Source organism: Candidatus Skiveiella danica (genome assembly GCF_022705245.1).
In the GTDB taxonomy this organism is placed as follows: domain Bacteria; phylum Pseudomonadota; class Gammaproteobacteria; order Burkholderiales; family Burkholderiaceae_C; genus Skiveiella; species Skiveiella danica.
This window is the reverse complement of record NZ_JAKJEW010000004.1, coordinates 72,061-93,368: the sequence shown is the minus strand read 5'-3', so window position 1 is coordinate 93,368 and position 21,308 is coordinate 72,061. Positions and strand designations below refer to the sequence as shown.

19 protein-coding genes are annotated in these 21,308 nt (G+C 65.0%); 15 read left to right on the top strand and 4 right to left on the bottom strand.

What is annotated here, in order from left to right; all coding sequences use genetic code 11:
- Positions 1–107: 107 nt before the first annotated feature.
- A complete protein-coding gene (locus ACMUOY_RS03620; protein ID WP_413891189.1) occupies positions 108–1,118 on the bottom strand; it encodes a pseudouridine synthase in 1,011 nt (336 codons plus the stop codon).
- 61 nt (positions 1,119–1,179) lie between these two features.
- Positions 1,180–1,887: a Crp/Fnr family transcriptional regulator gene (locus ACMUOY_RS03615; RefSeq protein ID WP_413891187.1), complete on the bottom strand. Its 708-nt coding sequence runs from the start codon at positions 1,885–1,887 to the stop codon at positions 1,180–1,182.
- Positions 1,888–2,055: 168 nt separating this feature from the next.
- On the opposite strand from ACMUOY_RS03615, the gene ACMUOY_RS03610 reads away from it, so the two are divergent.
- The 9 genes from ACMUOY_RS03610 to ACMUOY_RS03570 all read left to right on the top strand — a co-directional run bounded on the left by ACMUOY_RS03610 (position 2,056) and on the right by ACMUOY_RS03570 (position 12,728).
- Positions 2,056–4,002: an AMP-dependent synthetase/ligase gene (locus ACMUOY_RS03610; RefSeq protein WP_413891185.1), complete on the top strand. Its 1,947-nt coding sequence runs from the start codon at positions 2,056–2,058 to the stop codon at positions 4,000–4,002.
- Between the two features lie 17 nt (positions 4,003–4,019).
- Complete coding sequence (locus ACMUOY_RS03605; RefSeq protein WP_413891183.1) at positions 4,020–4,802, top strand: ABC transporter ATP-binding protein; 783 nt, start codon at positions 4,020–4,022, stop codon at positions 4,800–4,802.
- A 17-nt stretch (positions 4,803–4,819) separates the two neighbouring features.
- Positions 4,820–5,749: a branched-chain amino acid ABC transporter permease gene (locus ACMUOY_RS03600; RefSeq protein WP_413891181.1), complete on the top strand. Its 930-nt coding sequence runs from the start codon at positions 4,820–4,822 to the stop codon at positions 5,747–5,749.
- Positions 5,750–5,761: 12 nt separating this feature from the next.
- Complete coding sequence (locus ACMUOY_RS03595; protein ID WP_413891179.1) at positions 5,762–6,838, top strand: branched-chain amino acid ABC transporter permease; 1,077 nt, start codon at positions 5,762–5,764, stop codon at positions 6,836–6,838.
- 64 nt (positions 6,839–6,902) lie between these two features.
- Positions 6,903–8,219 (top strand): ABC transporter substrate-binding protein, encoded by a 1,317-nt coding sequence (locus ACMUOY_RS03590; RefSeq protein ID WP_413891177.1) that lies wholly within the window; start codon positions 6,903–6,905, stop codon positions 8,217–8,219.
- A gap of 109 nt (positions 8,220–8,328) precedes the next feature.
- Positions 8,329–9,141, top strand: coding sequence for an ABC transporter ATP-binding protein (locus ACMUOY_RS03585; protein ID WP_413891175.1), 813 nt, complete (start codon positions 8,329–8,331; stop codon positions 9,139–9,141).
- A 45-nt stretch (positions 9,142–9,186) separates the two neighbouring features.
- Complete coding sequence (locus ACMUOY_RS03580; RefSeq protein ID WP_413891173.1) at positions 9,187–10,443, top strand: phenylacetate--CoA ligase family protein; 1,257 nt, start codon at positions 9,187–9,189, stop codon at positions 10,441–10,443.
- A gap of 123 nt (positions 10,444–10,566) precedes the next feature.
- Positions 10,567–11,553 (top strand): tripartite tricarboxylate transporter substrate-binding protein, encoded by a 987-nt coding sequence (locus tag ACMUOY_RS03575; RefSeq protein ID WP_413891171.1) that lies wholly within the window; start codon positions 10,567–10,569, stop codon positions 11,551–11,553.
- A gap of 173 nt (positions 11,554–11,726) precedes the next feature.
- The gene (locus ACMUOY_RS03570) at positions 11,727–12,728 is read left to right on the top strand and encodes a Bug family tripartite tricarboxylate transporter substrate binding protein (RefSeq protein WP_413891169.1); all 1,002 of its coding nucleotides are present in this window, start codon (positions 11,727–11,729) and stop codon (positions 12,726–12,728) included.
- Positions 12,729–12,785: 57 nt separating this feature from the next.
- On the opposite strand, the gene ACMUOY_RS03565 is transcribed toward ACMUOY_RS03570, so the two are convergent.
- A complete protein-coding gene (locus tag ACMUOY_RS03565) occupies positions 12,786–13,109 on the bottom strand; it encodes a DUF1840 domain-containing protein (protein WP_413891167.1) in 324 nt (107 codons plus the stop codon).
- A gap of 132 nt (positions 13,110–13,241) precedes the next feature.
- Here ACMUOY_RS03565 and ACMUOY_RS03560 point away from each other — a divergent pair, with 132 nt between their 5' ends.
- The 6 genes from ACMUOY_RS03560 to ACMUOY_RS03535 are packed head-to-tail and all read left to right on the top strand — an operon-like array spanning position 13,242 to position 20,157.
- A complete protein-coding gene (locus ACMUOY_RS03560) occupies positions 13,242–15,533 on the top strand; it encodes a bifunctional salicylyl-CoA 5-hydroxylase/oxidoreductase (RefSeq protein WP_413891165.1) in 2,292 nt (763 codons plus the stop codon).
- Positions 15,534–15,582: 49 nt separating this feature from the next.
- Positions 15,583–16,047, top strand: coding sequence for a MarR family winged helix-turn-helix transcriptional regulator (locus ACMUOY_RS03555; RefSeq protein WP_413891163.1), 465 nt, complete (start codon positions 15,583–15,585; stop codon positions 16,045–16,047).
- Complete coding sequence (locus ACMUOY_RS03550; RefSeq protein WP_413891161.1) at positions 16,044–16,898, top strand: enoyl-CoA hydratase family protein; 855 nt, start codon at positions 16,044–16,046, stop codon at positions 16,896–16,898. The genes ACMUOY_RS03555 and ACMUOY_RS03550 overlap by 4 nt, the downstream gene beginning before the upstream one ends.
- A 1-nt stretch (position 16,899) precedes the next feature.
- Complete coding sequence (locus ACMUOY_RS03545) at positions 16,900–18,105, top strand: acyl-CoA dehydrogenase family protein (RefSeq protein ID WP_413891159.1); 1,206 nt, start codon at positions 16,900–16,902, stop codon at positions 18,103–18,105.
- A gap of 4 nt (positions 18,106–18,109) precedes the next feature.
- Positions 18,110–19,762, top strand: coding sequence for an AMP-binding protein (locus ACMUOY_RS03540; protein WP_413891157.1), 1,653 nt, complete (start codon positions 18,110–18,112; stop codon positions 19,760–19,762).
- Positions 19,759–20,157: a RidA family protein gene (locus ACMUOY_RS03535; protein WP_413891155.1), complete on the top strand. Its 399-nt coding sequence runs from the start codon at positions 19,759–19,761 to the stop codon at positions 20,155–20,157. Before ACMUOY_RS03540 ends, ACMUOY_RS03535 begins: the two co-directional genes overlap by 4 nt.
- A gap of 203 nt (positions 20,158–20,360) precedes the next feature.
- Here ACMUOY_RS03535 and ACMUOY_RS03530 read toward each other — a convergent pair whose 3' ends face one another.
- A complete protein-coding gene (locus tag ACMUOY_RS03530) occupies positions 20,361–21,188 on the bottom strand; it encodes a UPF0149 family protein (RefSeq protein WP_413891153.1) in 828 nt (275 codons plus the stop codon).
- Between the last annotated feature and the right edge of the window lie 120 nt (positions 21,189–21,308).

Sequence of the window (21,308 nt, the reverse complement as noted above, 5' to 3'; positions counted from 1 at the left end):
AGTTCACAGTGTGCCCATTGTTGCGACAAATTTTGTCGCAAAAACGCTGGGGTGGCGGTCTCGCGATCGCGTTGCGTCTCAACCGAGCGCAGCGCCAAGCGACCGGCTCAAAACCGCTCGTGCGGCGCCAGGTAGCGCCACTGCCCCACGGGCAGGTTGCCCAGCATCACGCGGCCGATGCGCACGCGTTTCAGCCCGACGACCTTCAGGCCGACGAGTTCGCACATGCGCCGGATCTGGCGTTTCTTGCCCTCGGTCAGCACAAAGCGCAGTTGCTCGGGGTTCTGCCAGTCCACCTGCGCGGGCTTGAGCGCCTGGCCGTCCAGGCTCAGGCCGTGGCGCAGGCGCGCCAGCAGCGCCGGCGGAAAAACCGATTGCACGTCGGTGGTCACGGGGTCGTTTTCATGGATGGTGCGCAGCGCGCCGGGCCGAGCCTGCGCGGGCGACGCCTCGAAGCGATCTGCATCGCGCGGCGCCTGTGCGCGCGCCGGAGCCCGGGACACGGGTTCGCCGCTGCCCAGGTAGCTCACGCGCACCAGGTATTCCTTCTCCATCACCGAGTCTTCGCCGATCAGCTGGCGCGCCACCCGGCCGTCCTGCGTCAGCACCAGCAGGCCGACGGAGTCGATGTCCAGCCGCCCCGCTGGCGCCAGGCCACGCAACTGCGAGGGGTGGAAGAAAAAGCGCGCGTTGTCGTCGCGCCAGCGGTTCTGCGCGGTGAACAGGGTCACGGCCGGCTCATGCCCGTCCTCGGCCTGGCCGCTGACGTACCCGATCGGCTTGTTCAGCAGGATGGTGACCTGCGTGGCCTGCTGGCCCTCGGCCTTTTTGTCCACCTCGATGCGGTCGGACGGTTTCACCTGCAATCCCATGGTCGCAACCTGGCCGTTGACCTTGACCCAGCCCTTGGCGATCCAGTCGTCGGCCTCGCGGCGCGAGCAAAGGCCGCGCTCGGCCATGCGCTTGTTCAGGCGGATGGTGTCGGTGGGCCCGGCCACCCGTGTGAGCGTGCCGGCCGGTGCGGGCGCACGTCGGATGGCGCCGGAGGGGCCGGAGGGGCCGGAGGCCGCGGAGGCCGGCACAACTGGTGTGCGGGCAGGAGGTTTTTGCATCGTCATCGACTATTACTTCTGTAGCTACCAGTGACCCTTCGACGCTGGGAATTGACCGATTGGACCATCAAAACTCGCTGGAGCGCAGTCCGGCGAGGTTCAGCACCCGCAGACCACCGTATTCGACACGAATCAGCTCGCGGGCCTGCAGCGCGGCCAGGGCTTCGTTCACGCGCTGTCGCGACAGCCCCACCAGGTAGGCCAGCTCCTGCTGGGTGATGCGCAGCACCTCGCCGACGCCGGGGTACAGCACGGGGTTGAACAGCGAGGCCAGGTTGCGCGCCACGCGCAGCTCGGGGGTGTTCATCCGGTCGATCTCGCGCGCAGCAATGAACTGCCCGAGGCGCTCGTTGAGCTGGTTCATCACGAAGCGGTTGAACCCGATGGAATGGTCCAGCAGCCAATGGAAGGTATCGACCGGAATGCCGGCCACCACGCTGCGGCGCAGGGCCTGGATGTTGTAGCGGTAGACCTCACGTTTGAGCGCCGTGCCTTCGCCGAACCAGCCGCCCGGCGGCACACCGGTGAAGGTCATGGTCTGGCCGTCGGCGCTGTCGCTGCTCATCTTCAGCAAGCCTTCCACCACGCCGAACCAGTAGGTCACCGGCCGACCGACGCGGCAGACGTAGTCACCGGCTTGCGCGTCGCCCACGCGCAGCTCGTCGACGGCGCGCTCGCGCTCCGCTGGCAGCAGCAGGGCGAGCCAGGGGATGCCGTCGAGCTCGTCGCCACGCGGACGGCGGCGGCGCTGGTACAGGGAGGCTTCAGCGTGCATGGGGTGCCAACGAATGTCCGTTATTAGGGAAAGTCCTGAGAGAACACACCCGAAGATTGTCGTCGAAACGACAACATAACGTCAAATGGATGCCTACATTCAGGGCACAACAGCGAACCCGGACTTTTTGTTTCCGGGCAGCTTGACTCTGGAGACCAGGTACCAGCCATGTTGACCACGTTCCCACGACTTTTGCTCAAGCACGCCACCGAGCGCGGCAGCGCGCCTGCCATGCGCGAAAAAGAATATGGCATCTGGCAAACCCACAGCTGGGCCGACTTGGCCGCGCTGGTGGAGCATGTGGCCTGCGGCCTGCATCAGGCCGGGCTGCGACGCGGCGAACACATGGTCATCGTCGGTGCCAACCGGCCCCGGCTGTACGCCACCATGCTGGCGGCGCAATCGCTCGGTGCGATCCCTGTGCCGCTGTACCAGGATGCCGTCGCCGCGGAATGCGTCTTCCCGATTAACAACGCCGATGTCCGCTTTGCCTTGGTCGAAGACCAGGAGCAGGTGGACAAGATGCTGGAGATCCGCGACCGCTGCCCGCAGCTTTCGAACATCTTCTTCGACGACCCGCGCGGCCTGCGAAATTACATGGAGGATGGCCTGGCGGGGTTGGACGAGCTGATCGGCGCCGGCGCCGCATTCTCGAAAGAGCACCCGGATTTCTTCAAGGCCGAGGTCGACAAGGCCCAGGCGGCCGATGTGGCCGCGATGTTCTTCACCTCGGGCACCACGGGCAACCCGAAAGGCGTGGTACACACCCACGGCACGTTGATCGACCGCGGCCAGGCCGGGGCCGAGTTCGACAAGCTGAGCCCCAACGAGGAGGTGCTGGCCTACCTGCCGCCGGCGTGGATCGGCCAGAACATCTTCAGTTACGCGCAATGGCTGGTCTGCGGCTATGTGGTGAACTGCCCCGAGTCAGCCGCCACGGTCACGATCGACCTGAAGGAGATCGGCCCGACCTATTACTTTGCGCCGCCGCGCGTGTTCGAAGGTCTGTTGACCAGCGTGATGATCCGCATGGAGGACGCCGGCGCACTGAAACGCAAGATGTTCCATACCTTCATGGACGTGGCCAGGCGCGTCGGCCCTGCCCGCATGGACGGCAAGTCGATCGGTTTCGGCAACGCCCTGATGTACTGGCTCGGCAATCTGCTGGTCTACGGTCCGCTGCGCAACAACCTGGGCATGAGCCGGGTGCGCGTGGCCTACACCGCCGGTGAGGCCATCGGGCCCGACCTGTTCAGCTTCTACCGCTCCATCGGCATCAACCTCAAGCAGCTCTACGGCTCCACCGAGACCGCCGTGTTCGTCTGCCTGCAGCCCGACAACGAGGCGCGTGCCGACACCGTCGGTGTGCCGTGCCGCGGCGTGGAGATCAAGGTGGCGGACAACGGCGAGATTCTGGTCAAGTCGCCCGGCCTGCTGCGCGAGTACTACAAGAACCCGGCTGCCACGGCCGAGGTGCTGACCGCTGACGGCTGGTACCACACCAGCGACGCGGGCTTCATCGACGCGCATGGCCACCTCAAGATCATCGACCGCGTGAAGGACGTCGGCCGCATCAAGGGCGGCGACAACGACGGTGCCATGTTCGCGCCCAAGTACGTGGAGAACAAGCTCAAGTTCTTCCCGCAGATCAAGGAAGTGGTGGCCTATGGCGACCAGCGCGAGAAGGTCTGCGTGATGATCAACATCGACTTCGACGCCGTGGGCAACTGGGCCGAGCGCCGCAACCTTCCTTACGCCGGCTACACCGATCTGGCCCAGAAGCCCGAGGTCTACCAGCTGATCAAGGAGTGCGTGGAAAAGGTCAACGCCGACCTGTCGATCGACGAACTGCTGGCGGGCAGCCAGGTCAGCCGCTTCCTGGTGCTGCACAAGGAACTCGACGCTGACGACGGCGAACTGACCCGCACCAACAAGGTCCGCCGTGGCTTCATCGCCGAGAAGTACCAGCCCCTGGTTGATGCGCTGTATGGCGGCATGACAGAGCAGTTCATCGAGACCGTCGTGAAGTTCGAGGACGGTCGCTCCGGCAGCGTGAGCGCCACGCTGAAGATCTCCGACGCGAAGACCTTCGCCCCTGTCAAGGCAGCCGCCTGAGAAACGACGCAAGCACCATGAGCAAGAAAATCGGCGACGTCATCCTTGACGTCAACAACATCAGTCTTCGGTTCGGCGGCGTCAAGGCCCTGACCGACATCTCCTTCAACGTGAAGGAGCACGAGATTCGCGCCATCATCGGCCCCAACGGTGCCGGCAAGAGCTCGATGCTGAACTGCATCAACGGCGTCTATACGCCGCAAGAGGGCAGCATCACCTTTCGCGGCAAGACCTTCAGCCACATGAACTCACGCCAGGTGGCCGAGATGGGCGTGGCGCGCACGTTTCAGAACCTGGCACTTTTCAAGGGCATGAGCGTGATCGACAACATCATGTCGGGGCGCAATCTCAAGATCAAGAGCAACCTGTTCATGCAGGCCCTGCGCATCGGGCCGGCCGAGCGCGAGGAAATCCGCCACCGCGAATACGTCGAGCACATCATCGACTTCCTGGAGATCCAGGCCTTCCGCAAAACGCCGGTGGGACAACTGCCCTACGGCCTGCAGAAGCGGGTGGACCTGGGGCGTGCGCTGGCCATGGAGCCGCAAGTGCTGCTGCTCGACGAGCCGATGGCCGGCATGAACGTCGAGGAAAAGCAGGACATGTGCCGCTTCGTGCTGGACGTCAACGACGAATTCGGAACCACCATCGTCCTGATCGAGCATGACATGGGTGTGGTGATGGACATCTCGGACCGGGTGGTCGTGCTGGATTACGGCAAGAAGATCGGTGACGGCACCCCCGAGGAAGTGCGCAACAACGCGGACGTGATCAGCGCCTATCTCGGCACCAGCCACTGATCAAGGGAGCAAATCAAATGGCATTCTTTCTGGAAACCCTGCTTGGTGGCCTGATGGCCGGCATGCTCTATTCGCTGGTGGCGCTCGGCTTCGTGCTGATCTTCAAGGCCTCCGGCGTGTTCAACTTTGCACAGGGCGCCATGGTGCTCTTTGCCGCGCTGGCCATGGCCCGCTTTGCCGAGTGGGTGCCGAAATGGACCGGCACCAGCAACACCATGGTCGCGACCGCGCTGGCGTTCCTGATGGCTGGCGCCGTCATGTTCCTGGTGGCCTGGCTGATCGAGCGGCTGGTGTTGCGGCATCTGGTCAACCAGGAAGGCACAACGCTGCTGATGGCCACGCTGGGCATCACCTACCTGCTCGAAGGCCTGGGCCAGACCATCTTCGGCAGTGACATCTACAAGATCGACATCGGCATGCCCAAGGAGCCGATCTTCATGCTGGAAGGCATGTTCCCGGGCGGGGTGCTGGTCAACAAGGAAGATGTCATCGCCGCGGCCATTGCTGCGACGCTGGTGGCCGCGCTGAGCGTGTTCTTCCAGAAGACCTCGACCGGCCGCGCGCTGCGCGCCGTCGCCGACGACCACCAGGCCGCCCAGTCGATCGGCATTCCCCTGAACCGCATCTGGGTCATCGTCTGGTGCGTCGCCGGCATCGTCGCGCTGGTGGCCGGGATGATCTGGGGCTCCAAGCTGGGTGTGCAGTTCTCGCTGGCCACCGTGGCGCTGCGCGCACTGCCGGTCGTGATCCTGGGCGGCCTGACGTCGGTGCCGGGCGCCATCATCGGCGGCCTGATCATTGGCGTGGGCGAGAAGTTGTCGGAGGTGTACCTCGGACCGTTCGTGGGCGGGGGCATCGAGATCTGGTTCGCCTATGTGCTGGCCCTCGTCTTCCTGCTGTTCAGGCCTCAAGGTCTGTTCGGCGAAAAAATCATTGACCGCGTCTAAGAAAGCCTTCACATGTTTTACCGCGAAAACGGTCAGTACAAGACCAGTTACCGGGCTGATCAGCAGATCTTCCCGATCTCGCAGGATCGCATCGCGATCGCGCTCATCCTGGCGTTTGCCTTCCTGGCGGTCCCGATGCTGGCCAGCGACTACCTGTTCAGGGCCATTCTGATTCCGTTCCTGATCTTCTCGCTGGCTGCCATCGGCGTGAACATCCTGGTCGGCTACTGCGGCCAAATCTCGCTGGGCTCGGGCGCCTTCATGGCCGTGGGAGCCTATGGCGCCTACAACTTCTTCGTGCGCGTCCCGGGCATGCCGCTGATCCCGTCACTGATCCTGGGCGGCCTGTGTGCGACGGCTTTCGGCATCCTGTTCGGTCTGCCCAGCCTGCGCGTCAAGGGGCTGTACCTGGCCGTGGCGACGCTGGCAGCGCAATTCTTTGCCGACTGGATGTTCCTGCGGGTCAAATGGTTCACCAATGATTCGCCGTCGGGCTCGGTCTCGGTATCCAACCTGCAGGTGTTCGGCCTGCCGGTCGAGACGCCGATGGCCAAGTACCTGCTGTGCCTGAGCATCCTGGTGGTCATTGGCCTGCTGGCCAAGAATCTGGTGCGCAGCGCCATCGGACGCGAATGGATGGCCATCCGCGACATGGACGTGGCCGCGGCCGTGATCGGCATCCGCCCGATGTATGCCAAGCTCAGTGCCTTTGCCGTCAGTTCCTTCATTGTGGGCGTGGCCGGTGCGCTGTGGGGGTTCGTCTATCTGGGCGCCTGGGAGCCGGCGGCCTTCTCGGTGGACCAGTCGTTCCGGCTGCTGTTCATGGTGATCATCGGCGGCATGGGCTCCATCATGGGCAGCTTCTTCGGTGCCGCCTTCATCGTGATTCTGCCGATCGCGCTGAACCAGGCCCTGCCGCTGTTGGGCAACCTCGTCGGCCTGGAGATTTCCACCGCCGGTATTTCCCACGCAGAACTGATGATCTTTGGCGCGCTGATTGTCTGGTTCCTGATCGTGGAACCACACGGCCTGGCCAAGCTGTGGTCCATCGGCAAGCAGAAGCTGCGCCTGTGGCCGTTCCCGCACTGAGTTACCGAGTTTTTTCGCCAAGCAACCCCGGCACGATTCAAGTGCCTCAACATCAGGAGACGTTATGAAACTACGCACTATCGCTCTGGCCACCTGCCTGGCCGCCGTGGGAGCCACGGCATTCGCACAGGCCAAGGAGCAATTCTTCCCCGGCCTGCCCTACCGCACGGGCCCCTACGCACCCAACGGTGTGCCATGGGCCAACGGCTATGCCGACTACCTCAAGCTGGTGAATGCCCAAGGCGGCATCAACGGCGTCAAGATCATCTACGAAGAGTGCGAAACCGGCTACGACACCGCGCGTGGCGTGGAGTGTTATGAGCGCCTGAAAGGCAAGCATGGCGGCGCCACCGTGTTCCAGCCTCTGTCCACGGGCATCACCTTTGCCCTGACCGAAAAAGCCCCTGGCGACAAGATCCCCCTGATCACTGCCGGCTATGGCCGCAGCGAGAGCCAGGATGGCACGATCTTCAAATGGAACTTCCCCTTGGCGGGCACCTACTGGCTGGCCGCCGATGCGCTGGTCCAGCAGATCGGCAAGAAGGAAGGTGGACTCGACAAGCTCAAGGGCAAGAAGATTGCGCTGGTCTACCACGACAGCCCCTACGGCAAGGAGCCCATCGCCCTGCTGCAGGAACGCAGCAAGCAGCTGGGTTTCGATCTGCAGCTGCTGCCCGTGACCGCGCCCGGCGTGGAACAGAAAGCCACCTGGCTGCAGGTTCGCCAGGCCAAGCCTGACTATGTGCTGCTGTGGGGCTGGGGCGTGATGAACTCCACCGCCATCAAGGAAGCCCAGGCCACCGGTTACCCGCGCGAGAAGATGTACGGCGTGTGGTGGTCGGGTGCCGAGCCCGACGTGAAGGACGTGGGCGACGGCGCCAAGGGATACAACGCCGTCACCATGCAGCATGGCGCCGAGCCGGGCTCCAAGGTCGTGGCCGACATCCTGAAGAATGTGCATGACAAGGGTCAGGGCACGGGTCCGCGCGACGAAGTGGGCCAGGTGCTGTACATGCGTGGCGCCATGAGCGCGATGCTGGCGGTCGAGGGCGTCAAGCGCGCCCAGGAACGCTATGGCAAGGGCAAGTGGGTCAGCGGCGAACAGGCGCGCTGGGGCTACGAGAACCTTGCGCTCGACCAGAAGAAGCTGGACGCACTGGGCTTCGCCGGCGTGATGCGCCCGATCAGCACCTCGTGCGCGGACCACATGGGCTCCAACTGGGCGCGCGTGCACACCTGGGACGGCAAGAAGTGGAACTTCAGCTCCGACTGGCTGCAGGCCGACGAGCAGATTCTGAAACCACTGGTGAAGTCCACCGCGGCCAAGTACGCCGCCGACAAGAAGCTCACCCCGCGCACGCCGGCGGATTGCAACTCCTGATCGGACCCACAACCCTCCCGTTCGCGCGGGAGGGCGGCGGCCCCGATGGGCCGCCAAATGAAAGGGTCGCCGTGCGGGCCTTTCATTTGGTTTGAATGGAACTACCACCATGAGTGATGCGAAAAATATCGTTCTCAACGTCAACGGCATCGAGGTCATCTACAACCATGTGATCCTCGTGCTCAAAGGCGTGTCGCTGCAGGTGCCGCAGGGTGGCATCGTCGCGATCCTGGGTGGCAATGGAGCGGGCAAGACCACCACGCTGCGAGCCGTCTCCAACCTGCTTAAAGGGGAACGCGGCGAGGTGACCAAGGGCTCGATCGAGTTGCGCGGCGAGCGCATCGAAAACCTCTCGCCGGCCGACCTGGTGCAGCGTGGCGTGGTGCAGGTGATGGAAGGCCGGCATTGTTTTGCCCACCTGACCATCGAGGAAAACCTGATGACCGGCTCCTACACCCGAAAGGACAAGGGTGAGATCGCGGCCAACCTGGAAAAGGTCTACAACTATTTCCCCCGGCTGAAGACCCGGCGCACCTCGCAGGCCGCCTACACCTCGGGCGGTGAACAGCAGATGTGCGCGATCGGCCGCGCGATCATGGCCAACCCGAGCATGGTGCTGCTGGACGAGCCGTCGATGGGCCTGGCGCCGCAGATCGTGGAAGAAGTCTTCAACATCGTGAAAGACCTCAATACCAAGGAAAAGGTCACCTTTCTGCTGGCCGAGCAGAACACCAACATGGCGCTGCGCTACGCCGACTATGGCTACATCATGGAAAGCGGGCGCGTGGTGATGGATGGCGCCGCGAACGACCTGGCCAACAACGAGGACGTCAAGGAGTTCTACCTCGGCGTCGGCGGCGGCGAGCGCAAGAGTTTCAAGGACGTCAAGAGCTACAAGCGGCGCAAGCGCTGGCTTGCCTGAGGCCCCGCCGACTTCGCAACCGTTTTCCTGCCGAGAGATATTCGCATGAGCCCATTCTTCGACGCGCTGGAACAGCGCCACCCCGACGAGCGCGAAGCGGCCTTGCTGCGCGCGCTGCCCGGCCAGATTGCCAATGCGCAGACCCGGGCGCCAGCGTTTGCCGGCATCCTTGCGGGCGTCGACCCGGCGTCCATCACGTCTCGCGCGGCGCTGGCCACGTTGCCGGTGACGCGCAAGCACGAACTGCTGGAAACCCAGAAGAAGCTACGCAGCGAGGGCGGCAGTGTGTTTGGCGGCTTCAGCGCCGTCGGTTTTGGTCCCGCCATGCCGCGGGTGTTCGCCAGCCCGGGCACGATTTACGAGCCCGAAGGCGTTGGCCGCGACTACTGGCGCATGGCCCGCGCCATCTTTGCCGCGGGTTTCCGGCCCGGCGAACTGATCCACAACAGTTTCAGCTACCACTTCGTGCCGGCCGGCTCGATGATGGAGACCGGTGCCCACGCCCTGGGCTGCACCGTGTTCCCCGGCGGCACCGGGCAGACCGAGCAGCAGGTGCAGGCCATGGCCGAGCTTCGCCCGGCCGGTTATATCGGCACCCCAAGTTTCCTGCGCATCATCGTCGAGAAGGCCGCCGAGATGGGCGTGGCCCTGCCCAGCGTGACCAAGGCCATGTTCGGCGGCGAGGCGTTCCCTCCCAGCCTGCGGGACTGGTTCCGGGAGCGCGGCATCGATGGCTACCAGTGTTATGCCACGGCCGACCTTGGCCTGATCGCCTACGAAACCTCGGCCCGTGAAGGCCTCGTGCTCGACGAGGGCGTGATCGTCGAGATCGTGCGCCCCGGTACGGGCGATCCGGTGCCCGAAGGAGAAGTCGGGGAACTGGTTGTCACTTCGCTCAATGCCGACTATCCGCTCGTGCGCTTCGGCACCGGCGACCTGTCGGCCGTGCTGCCAGGTCCCTGCCCGACAGGGCGCACCAACACGCGCATCAAGGGCTGGATGGGGCGCGCTGACCAGACCACCAAGATCCGCGGCATGTTCGTGCATCCTGGCCAGGTCGCCGAAATCGTCAAGCGATTTCCCGACATCGTGAAGGCGCGCCTGGTCGTGACCGGCGCGATGGCCAACGACAGCATGACACTCAAGGTCGAAACCGCGTGCACGGCGCCAGAAGGCCTGCACGCCCGCGTTGGCGAGGCCATTCGCGACGTGACGAAGCTGCGCGGGGACGTGGAGGTGCTTCTGCCCGGCAGCCTGCCCAATGACGGCAAGGTCATAGAGGACGCGCGCAGCTACGAGTAGGCTGCGGATCCTGGGGACTGGACTCCTCGAATTTCCGGCTGCCGGATGTGGGATACGTAGTTTTCGGGATGCCGAAAGGCTGACGGATGGCTACGATTGCTGCACTACTTCCATGGAGACAACATGATTTTTTCAAAATCCCTTGCCGTCCTCGCGGCTGCGGCACTGGCAACCACCGGCGCGCTGGCTGCTGACTTCCCCATCAAGGACAAACCGGTCACCATCGTCGTGCCTTTCGCGGCGGGCGGGCCGACCGATCGCGTGGCTCGCGATCTGGCAGAAGCCATGCGCAAGCCGCTTGGCGCGACCATCGTGGTGGAAAACGCTGCCGGCGCCGGCAGCACGATCGGCACCAACAAGGTCGCCAAGGCCAATCCCGACGGTCATACCCTGCTGCTGGCGCACATCGCCATGGCCACCATGCCGGCGCTCTATCGTAGCCTTCCGTTCAAGGTCGAAACCGATTTCGTGTACCTCGGGATGATCAATGACGTGCCGATGACGCTGATCAGCAAGCCGGCCCTGCCAGCGAACAATTTCAAGGAACTGTCCGCCTGGATCAACCAGAACAAAGGCAAGATCAACCTGGGCAACGCGGGGCTGGGCTCGGCGTCGCACTTGTGCGGCCTGATGTTTCAGGACGCTGTCAAGACCGACATGACCACCGTCCCTTACAAGGGAACCGCACCGGCGATGACGGACCTGATCGGTGGCCAGATCGACCTGATGTGCGACCAGACCACCAACACCAGCAGCCAGATCGAAGGCAAGAAGATCAAGGCCTTCGGCGTGACGACCCTCAAGCGCTTGACAGTGCCGGCGCTGAAGGATATCCCCACGCTCGACGAATCGGGCCTGAAGGGATTCGAGGTCACGATCTGGCACGGCCTGTACGCGCCCAAGGGAACACCCGCCGATGTCGCCGCCAAGATCAACACCGCCTTGAAGGCCGCGCTGAAAGATCCCGAGTTCATCAAGAAACAAGAGGGCCTGGGTGCCATCGTCGTCACGGACAAGCGCATGGAGCCGGCGGAGCACCAGAAGTTCGTGGCCGCCGAGATTGCCAAGTGGGGCCCGGTCATCAAGGCCGCGGGTATCTACGCCGACTGACGCGCGCTACCAGCTTGGGTCAGGCCGCCGCTCCGCACGGACCGGCGGCTTTTTTTCGCGCCCGTGGCGTGGCGTGATCAGGGTACCCGAGGGTGTCCGTCAACGCGGGACGATGGCATGATCGTGCCGGCCGACCGCTCGGCGGCCGGCGAATCAAATACTGAGGAGACCTCATGCCTTCATCCTTCCACGCCCGCAGGGGCTTGATGGCTCTTGCAGCCGCTCTGGTGCTGGCCGCGCCGACACTGCAGGCGCAGACCGCCTGGCCGAGCAAACCGGTGCGCATCGTCGTGCCCTTCGCACCGGGCGGGACCACCGACATCTTGGCGCGCGCCATGGCGCCCGAGCTGTCGCGTGCTTTCGGCCAGTCGTTCATCGTGGAGAACCGGGCGGGGGCCGGCGGCAACGTCGGCGCCGATCTTGTTGCGAAGTCACCGGCGGACGGCTACACCTTTTTGATGGGGACGGTGGGCACGCATGGCATCAACAAGGCGCTCTACGGCAAACTACCCTACGACCCGCAGAAAGATTTCGCGCCGATCACGCTGGTGGCCGGCGTGCCCAATGTGATGGTGATGAACGCGGAGCGCGCCAAGGCGCTGGGCATCAACACCGTGGCGGACTTCATCAAGTACGCGAAGGCCAACCCCGGCAAGCTCAGCATGGCCTCGAGCGGCAACGGCACCTCGATCCACCTGGCCGGCGAACTGTTCAAGTCGCGCACCGGCATCTTCATGACGCATATTCCGTACCGGGGCTCCGGTCCGGCGCTGCTGGACCTGATGGGCGGCAATACGGATGTGATGTTCGACAACCTGCCCTCAGCCCTGCCGCAGATCAAGGCCGGCAAGCTCAAGGCTTTCGCGGTGACCAGCGCCGAACGCTCAGCCGCCGTGCCGGATCTGCCCACCATCGCGGAGGCTGCGGGCCTGAAGGGGTTCGACGCGAGTTCCTGGTTCGGCCTGTTGGCGCCAGCTGGCACGCCGCCCGACATCGTCAATCGCGTCCAGCAGGAAACGGCCAAGGCGCTGGCCTCGCCCGCAGTGAAGGAAAAGCTGCTGGCCCAAGGTGCGATTCCTGGCGGCAACACCCCGCAAGAATTCGCGAAGATGATCGACGCGGAACACATCAAGTGGGCCGCCGTGGTGAAGGCCTCGGGCGCCAAAGTGGATTGATCGCCGGGCACGCCCCACCCTTATCGCCCGGTGGCCTTGCTCCGGGCGTTTTTCCTTCTACACCCCCCAGACGACTTCCTTGCCAGCTGCCCCGCTGCGCCGCAACATGTCGATCAGCGGCACGAGGCGCTGGCGCAGCGTGATGCCGTCAAACCGGGGCTCGGGCTCGCCACGGGCGGCCGCTTCTTCGATCGCGGCCTGGCGGCTGGCTTCTTCCTTGGCAACGGCGGCCTCAAGCACGTGAATGGCCGCCGGCGCATCGGCGGCCTCGATGATGCCCGGCGCATCGGGGTCCTTGCCGAGAATCTCCATCACCTGACGCCCGTTGACCTCCAGCATGATCAGGTCGCCCGTGCTACGTGACTTGAACTTGTAAAGCATCTGCACTCTCCTTCATGGAACAACTCTTATTGTGCGCCTTCGATGCCATGGTCATCCGGGTTTTCCCTCTTCGGCGTCATTTTGTTTAGGTCTAAACTATTTTTTAGTGAACTAGTTGCCACAGGAGTGCCCATGAAAATCGTCTGCATCGGTGGCGGCCCTGCCGGCCTTTATTTTGGCTTGCTGATGAAGATGCGCAACCCGGCGCACGACATCACGGTGGTCGAGCGCAACAAGCCTTACGACACCTTCGGCTGGGGCGTGGTGTTTTCCGACGCCACCATGGACAACATGCGCCAGTGGGATCCGGTGACGGCCAGCGAGATCCAGCAGGCGTTCAACCACTGGGACGACATTGAGCTGGAGTTCAAAGGCGAAGTCATCCGCTCGGGCGGCCACGGCTTCGTCGGTATCGGCCGCAAGAAACTGCTGAACATCCTGCAGGAGCGTTGCGAGCAACTCGGCGTCAATCTGGTCTTCGACACCGACGTGGAATCGGACGAGGACTTCCCGGACGCTGACCTGATCATTGCCAGCGACGGCATCTTCTCCAAAATCCGCACCAAGTACGAAACCGTCTTCAAGCCCGACATCGTGGTGCGGCCCAACCGTTACATCTGGCTGGGCACGAACAAGCTCTACGACGCGTTCACCTTCCTGTTCGAGAAGACCGAGCACGGCTGGTTCCAGGCGCATATCTACAAGTTCGACGAGACCACCACCACCTTCATCGTCGAATGCCCCGAGCACGTCTGGCAGGCGCACAGACTGGATCTGGCGGACCAGGCCGAGTCCATCGCCTTCTGCGAAAAGGTGTTCGCGAAGAACCTGCAGGGCGCCAGGCTGATGACCAACGCGCGCCACCTGCGCGGCTCGGCCTGGCTCAATTTCCAGCGCGTCAAGTGCGAGCAGTGGTCGCTGTTTAACGGCAAGAGCCATGTGGTGCTGATGGGCGACGCGGTGCACACGGCGCACTTCGCGATCGGCTCGGGCACCAAGCTGGCGATCGAGGACGCGATCGAGCTGACGCGCCTGTTCGTCGAGATGGGCGATACCGCCGCGCACATCCCGGAGGTTCTGGCCCGTTACCAGGAAGTGCGCAACGTGGAGGTGCTCAAGCTGCAGAACGCCGCGTGGAACGCCATGGCGTGGTTTGAGGTCTGCGGCGAGCGCTATTGCGACCGTTTCGAACCCCAGCAGTTCATGTACTCGATGCTGACGCGCAGCCAGCGCATCAGCCACGAAAACCTGCGCCTGCGCGATGCGAAATGGCTGGAAGGCTACGAGGCCTGGTTCTCGGGCGGCACCGTCATGCCACCGATGCTCACGCCTTGGAAGCTGCGTCATCTGACGCTGAAGAACCGCATCGTCGTCTCCCCCATGGCGCAGTACAGCGCGGTGGACGGCGTGGTCCAGGATTACCACCTGGTGCACCTCGGCGCCCGCGCGATGGGTGGCGCTGCGCTGGTGATGGTCGAGATGACCAGCCCGACGCCGGAAGGCCGCATCACACCCGGCTGCCCCGGCCTGTGGAACGACGCGCAGTCTGCTGCCTTCAAACGCATCGTGGACTTCGTGCACGGCCAGGGTGACACTCGCATCGGCCTGCAGCTCGGGCACAGCGGCCCCAAGGGTTCGACCCGCGTCGGCTGGGAAGGCAACGACGAGCCGCTGCCGGACGGCAACTGGCCGTTGATGGCCGCCAGCGCTGTGCCCTATGGCGCGCAGAACCAGACACCGCGCGCCATGACCCGCGCGGACATGGACACACTCACCGGGCAATTCGTCGAATCGACACGCCGCGCCGCCGCGGCCGGCTTCGACTGGTTGGAACTGCATTGCGCCCACGGCTACCTGCTGTCCAGCTTCCTGTGCCCGCTGACCAACCAGCGCACCGACGACTACGGCGGCACCCTGGAAAACCGCTGCCGCTACCCGCTGGAGGTCTTCGCCGCCATGCGCGCCGCCTGGCCGACGGAGCGACCCATGAGCGTGCGGATCTCGGCGCACGACTGGACGCCCGGTGGCAACACCGACGACGACGCCGTGGTGATCGCACGCTTGTTCAAGGCTGCGGGCTGCGACCTGATTGACGTGTCGTCCGGCCAGACCACGCGCGAAGCCAAGCCGGTATACGGCCGCATGTACCAGACACCGTTTGCCGACCGCATCCGCAACGAGGTGGACATCGCCACCATGGCCGTCGGCGCCATCAGCGAAGCCGATCATGCCAACAGCATCATCGCCGCCGGCCGGGCCGACCTGTGCGCTGTCGGCCGCCCGCACCTGGCCGACCCGGCCTGGACACTGCACGAAACGGCCAAGCTGCAAAGCCGCGCCGTCACTTGGCCGCGCCCCTATGAAAGCGGCCGCGTCCAGCTGTACCGCGAAATTTCAAACAAGAATCGCCAGATTCCGGCGTAAAAAGGTCATTGTTTGCTACTAAACACATAGCTAAATGGAACCCGTCCCGATGGACCTCGAAGCCCGCGCCCACAGCGAGCACCCGGAAGAACTGCGCCTGTGGCTGCGCCTGCTGACCTGCACGCAGCTGGTGGAAAAACAGGTGCGCACGGCCTTGCGCGAGCAGTTCGACACCACGCTGCCACGCTTCGACCTGATGGCCCAGCTGGAACGTGCGCCCGACGGGCTGCGCATGAACGAGCTGTCGCGCCGCATGATGGTGACCGGTGGCAATGTCACCGGCATCACCGACCAGCTCGTCGCCGAGGGCCAGGTGGAACGCATCGACGTGGCAGGCGACCGGCGCGCCTGGCGCGTGCGCCTCACACCCAAGGGGCGCGAGGCCTTCGAAGACATGGCACGCGCCCACGAGGGGTGGATCGTCGAGTCCTTTGCTGGTCTGGACGGACGCGAAATCACACAGTTGCACCGCCTGCTTGGCAAGGTGAAATCCCGTTTTCAGGAAGAACCATGAAGCACTTCATCGGCCCCAACAACCCCATGCGCGCCCAGTTCGAGCCCCGGGCCGGCTATCACGCGCGCCACTTCACCTGGTCGTTCGAGGACGGCGTGGGCACGGTCACGCTGAGCCGGCCTGAGCGCAAGAACCCGCTCACCTTCGACTCGTACGCCGAGCTGCGCGACCTGTTTCAGGCGCTGAAGTTTGCCAACGACGTGAAGGTCGTGGTGGTCACCGGTGCGGGCGGCAACTTCTGCTCCGGCGGCGACGTGCACGAGATCATCGGACCGCTCACGAAGATGACGATGCCCGAGATGCTGGAGTTCACCCGCATGACCGGCGACCTGGTCAAGACGATGCGCAACTGCCCGCAGCCGATCGTGGGCGCCATCGACGGCATCTGCGCCGGCGCGGGCGCGATGATGGCGCTGGCTTGCGACCTGCGCTACGGCACACCCGCCTCCAGGACCGCCTTCCTGTTCACCCGCGTCGGGCTGGCCGGCGCCGACATGGGCGCCTGCGCGCTGTTGCCGCGCGTGATCGGCCAGGGCCGCGCCTCCGAGCTGCTGTTCAGCGGCCGCGCCATGACGGCTACCGAAGGCCTGGCCTGGGGCTTCTTCAACGCGCTGCACGACAGCGCCGACCTGCTGGGGGCAGCCACTCAAATGGCGCGGGACCTCGCCGCCGGCCCCACCTTCGCCCACGCCATGACCAAGACCATGCTGCAGCAGGAGTGGGCCATGACCATCGAGCAAGCGATCGAAGCCGAGGCACAGGCCCAGGCCATCTGCATGCAGACCCAGGACTTCCGCCGCGCCTACGAGGCGTTCGCGGCGAAACAGAAGCCCGTCTTCGGAGGCGATTGACATGGCCAGCACCGACCAGCGCGCGCCCGCCGGCCATCTGGCCCTGCCTTTCTTCGACGAGGCCCACCGCCAGCTGGCCGACGGCCTGCGCGACTGGACGCCGGCCCAGGCCGTCGATGAAGCGGACGACCGCGCCGCCTGCCGCGACTGGGTGCGCCGCCTGGGCGACGGCGGCTGGCTGCGCTACTGCGTGGCCGCCGAGCACGGTGGCGCCCTGCCGGCGCTGGATTCTCGCGCGCTGGTGGTGCTGCGCGAGACGCTGGCCTTCCATTCGCCGCTGGCCGACTTTGCGTTTGCAATGCAGGGACTGGGCAGCGGCGCGATCTCGCTGGCCGGCACGCCCGCGCAGCAGGCCGCCTACCTGCCGGCGGTGGCCCGTGGCGAAAAGATCGCGGCCTTCGCCCTCAGCGAGCCCGACGCCGGCTCCGACGTGGCCGCTATGCAAACAGTAGCTGCTCGTGGCCATCTGACGATGGGATCAGGCCAAAACGATTCGGATTTTGTGCTTCAGGGCTCAAAAACCTGGATCAGCAACGGCGGCCTGGCCGATTTCTACTGTGTGTTCGCCAAGACCGACCCGCAAGGCGGCAGCCGAGGCATCAGCGCCTTCGTCGTGGACGCCAGTACGTCGGGCCTGGACGCCAGCCGCGCCATCCATGTCATGGCGCCGCACCCGCTGGCCACGCTGGTGTTCGACGGCTGCCGTGTACCTGCCGGCGCGTTGCTCGGTGAGGTCAACGGCGGCTTCAAGCTGGCGATGCAGACCTTGGACATCTTCCGCGCCTCGGTGGCCGCGGCCGCGCTGGGCATGGCGCGCCGCGCGCTCGCCGAGGCGGTGGACTGGGCGCGAAAGCGCCGCATGTTCGGTCAGACGCTGGCCGATTTCCAGCTCACGCAGGCCAGAATCGGCGAAATGGCCGCGCTGATCGATGCCGGCGCCCTGCTGACCTACCGCGCCGCCTGGATGCGCGACCTGGGGGCCGGCAGCGCACGCGAGCGCAGCGTGGCCGCGGCTGCCGCCAAGATGACGGCCACCGAAAACGCCCAGAAAGTGATCGACATGGCGCTGCAGATGCACGGCGGGCGTGGTGTGGAAGTCGGTGCCAAGGTGGAAAGCCTGTACCGCGACATCCGTTCGCTGCGCATCTACGAGGGCGCCACCGAGGTGCAGCAGCTCATCATCGGCAAAGCCGTTCTGCAGGAGTAGTTCCATGAACCCGCCAGCCAGCCCGCCTGCTGCGCCCCCGCGTGGCGTCAGCGCGCAGCTTGACCGCTTCGTCCATGACCGCCTGCCGCCACCAGGCCAGTGGCCGGACCTGCACTACAACCGGCCGGAGCTGCAGTTCCCGCCGCAGCTCAACCTGGTCGAGGAATTGCTGGACAAGGCCCCCGCCAAAGGGTTCGGCCAACGCCCCCTGCTGCGCTCCAGCCGCGTCACGTTCAGCTACGAGGAAGTGGCCGAGCGCGTCAACCGTATTGCCCAGTGGCTGACCGAAGACATGGGCCTGGTCTCCGGTAACCGGGTGCTGCTGCGCGGCGGCAATTCTGTCGGCATGGCCTTGTGCTGGCTGGCGGTGGTCAAGGCCGGCATGGTGGCGGTGGCCACCATGCCCCTGCTGCGCGCCCGCGAACTCGGCGACATCATCGACAAGGCCCAACCCGCGCTGGCGCTCTGCGATGCCACGCTGCTGGCGGAACTGAAATACGCCCAGCAGGAGCACCCGGCCCTGCGCACCATCCAGAAATTCAATGCCGCGGACGATCCGGCAGACCTGGGCGCCCTGTGCGCCGGCAAGTCCGGGGTGTTTGCGCCCTGCCCGACGGCCGCCGATGACATTGCGCTGATGGCGTTCACATCGGGCACCACCGGCAAGCCCAAAGCCGCCATTCACACCCACCGCGACGTACTCGCCGCCTGCGAATGCTGGCCGCGCCACGTGCTGTGCGCCACGCCGGATGACATCGTGATGGGCTCGCCGCCGCTGGCTTTCACCTTCGGCCTGGGCGGGATGCTGATCTTCCCGATGTGGGCCGGCGCCTCGGTGTACTACCCGGACATTGCCTACACCCCTGAGGCCATGGTGCGGTTGATCGGCGAAGTCGGTGCGACGATCTGCTACACCGCGCCCACTTTCTACCGACAGATGGCGCCATTCGCCAAGGCTGTCGGAATCCCTTCGCTGCGTCTGTGCGTGAGCGCCGGCGAAGGCCTGCCAGACGCCACCCGAACCCTCTGGCGCGAGGCCACCGGCATCGAGATGATCGACGGCATCGGCGCCACCGAGATGTTCCACATCTTCATCTCGTCTGCCGGGGCCGAGGTGCGGCACGCCGCCATCGGCAAGGTGGTGCCGGGTTACACCGCGAAAGTGGTCAACGACGTGGGCGTCGAGGTACCGCGCGGCACGGTCGGCAAGCTCGCGGTGATCGGCCCCACGGGCTGCAAGTACCTCGGCGACGAGCGCCAAACGCGCTATGTGAAGGACGGCTGGAACTATCCCGGCGACGCCTTTGTACAGGACGCCGATGGCTATTTCTTCTACCAGGCGCGCGACGACGACATGATCATCACGGCCGGCTACAACGTCGGGGGACCCGAGGTGGAAGACGCCCTGCTACGCCACCCCGCAGTAGCCGAATGCGCGGTGATCGGCGTGACCGATGACGCCCGCGGCATGATCGTCAAGGCCTTCTGCGTGCTCAAACCTGGCTTCTCCGGGGACGAAACGATGGTCAAGACCCTGCAGGACCACGTCAAGGCGACCATTGCCCCCTTCAAATACCCGCGCCAGATCGAGTTCCGCGACACGCTGCCGCGCACAGAGACCGGCAAACTGCAACGCTTCAAGCTGAGGACGCCATGAAGATCCTGCAACCGCCCGGATGGGCCACCCCCAAGGGTTACGCCAACGGCGTGGCCGCACGCGGCACGCTGGTCTTCGTCGGCGGCCAGATCGGCTGGAATGCGCAGCAGCAGTTCGAGACTGAGGACTTCATTGCCCAGGTCGAACAGACCCTGCGCAATGTGGCGGCTGTCTTGAAGGAAGCCGGCGCGGGCCCGGAGCACATGGTACGAATGACCTGGTATGTGACGAGCCGTGACGAGTATCTGCGCCGGCTGCCCGAACTGGGCGCGGCCTACCGGGCCGTGATGGGGCGCAACTTTCCGGCCATGACCTGCGTGGAGGTGTCCGCCTTGATGGAAGCGCGGGCCCAGGTCGAAATCGAAGTCACCGCAGTGGTGCCGGACGCCGGTTGAAGCCCGGCACCGCAAGGACCGGCCATACCGGATGCCACCACTTTGCATCGGTTCAAGACAGTCGAAATAGGCCGTTAGCCCGCACATTACGTTACCACCATTTTCAAGTTTCACTGCCTGCTCAATGGCGAATCAGGCAGAAATCGGCGTCCCTCTCCCTCCAAGTAGGCCTATAAAGCCAGGAGTTCAGGACCGGCTCATGCTCACGCTCCGCAGCACTTCTTGTATTTCTTGCCGCTGCCGCAGGAGCAGGGGTCGTTGCGGCCCGGGGTGGGCACGCGGTGCACGGTCTCGACGCGCGGGCCGATGTCGCGCCAGATCTCGCGCAGGTCGTAGACCGCCCACAGCGCTTCACCGTAGGTGTTCAGGCGCGCGGCGCTGACACTCGGCGGGCCGTCTTCGCTGAGCGCGGACATCGTGGGCTCGTCCTCGTCGTCCTCGGTCAGCGCGACGATGGCGTCCAGCGCTTCGTCGTGGATCCTGGCGATCTTCTTGTCGCGCGGCGCCTCCCATTCCTCGGGCCAGTTCTCCACCGCGAACATGAATCCCAGGGCCCAGACCTGCGCGAAGGCCGGCAGGTCGGCGTCGCCGAGTTCAGCGCGCTCGGCCTCGGACAGGCTGGCCACGCCTCCGCGCACGTCCATCACCTCGGGCGCGTAAGCGCGCTCGTCGTCGAGCCGCTCGATCGGGATGTTCAGCGCAGCGGCCACCTCGTTCCAGCGTTTCGCCCACAGCGCCATGAAGCGCCCGTGTTGGGCCTCGTCGGCGAAGGAGCCGGCGGGATCCTGCTCGCCGCCAGCCTCGGCGGTGTCGTCATCGTCGAGGCCCAGCAGCACCGGCAGGTACTCCGCGGGCGGGATCGGGCGCCGGCAGCAGATCAGCGCGGCCATGAAACCCTCGCAGAACTCCCACTGAGGGGTCTCGTCGTAGCGGGTGCGCAGGTCGTCGAGGATGTCGTCAAGCGCATCGAAGTCTTCGCTGCGCATCGCTTCAACATCGGCTTCGGGAATGAGGGGGGATGGGGTGGTCATGGCGGGGCCTTTTCAGACAGGAAGGGGCGCAGAGCCCGAGGCGCCGGTGCGGCAAGGACGTTGCTCCCTTGCCGATCGGGCACCCTCTCAGTTTACGCCCGCCCGGGCGCACGCCAGCTG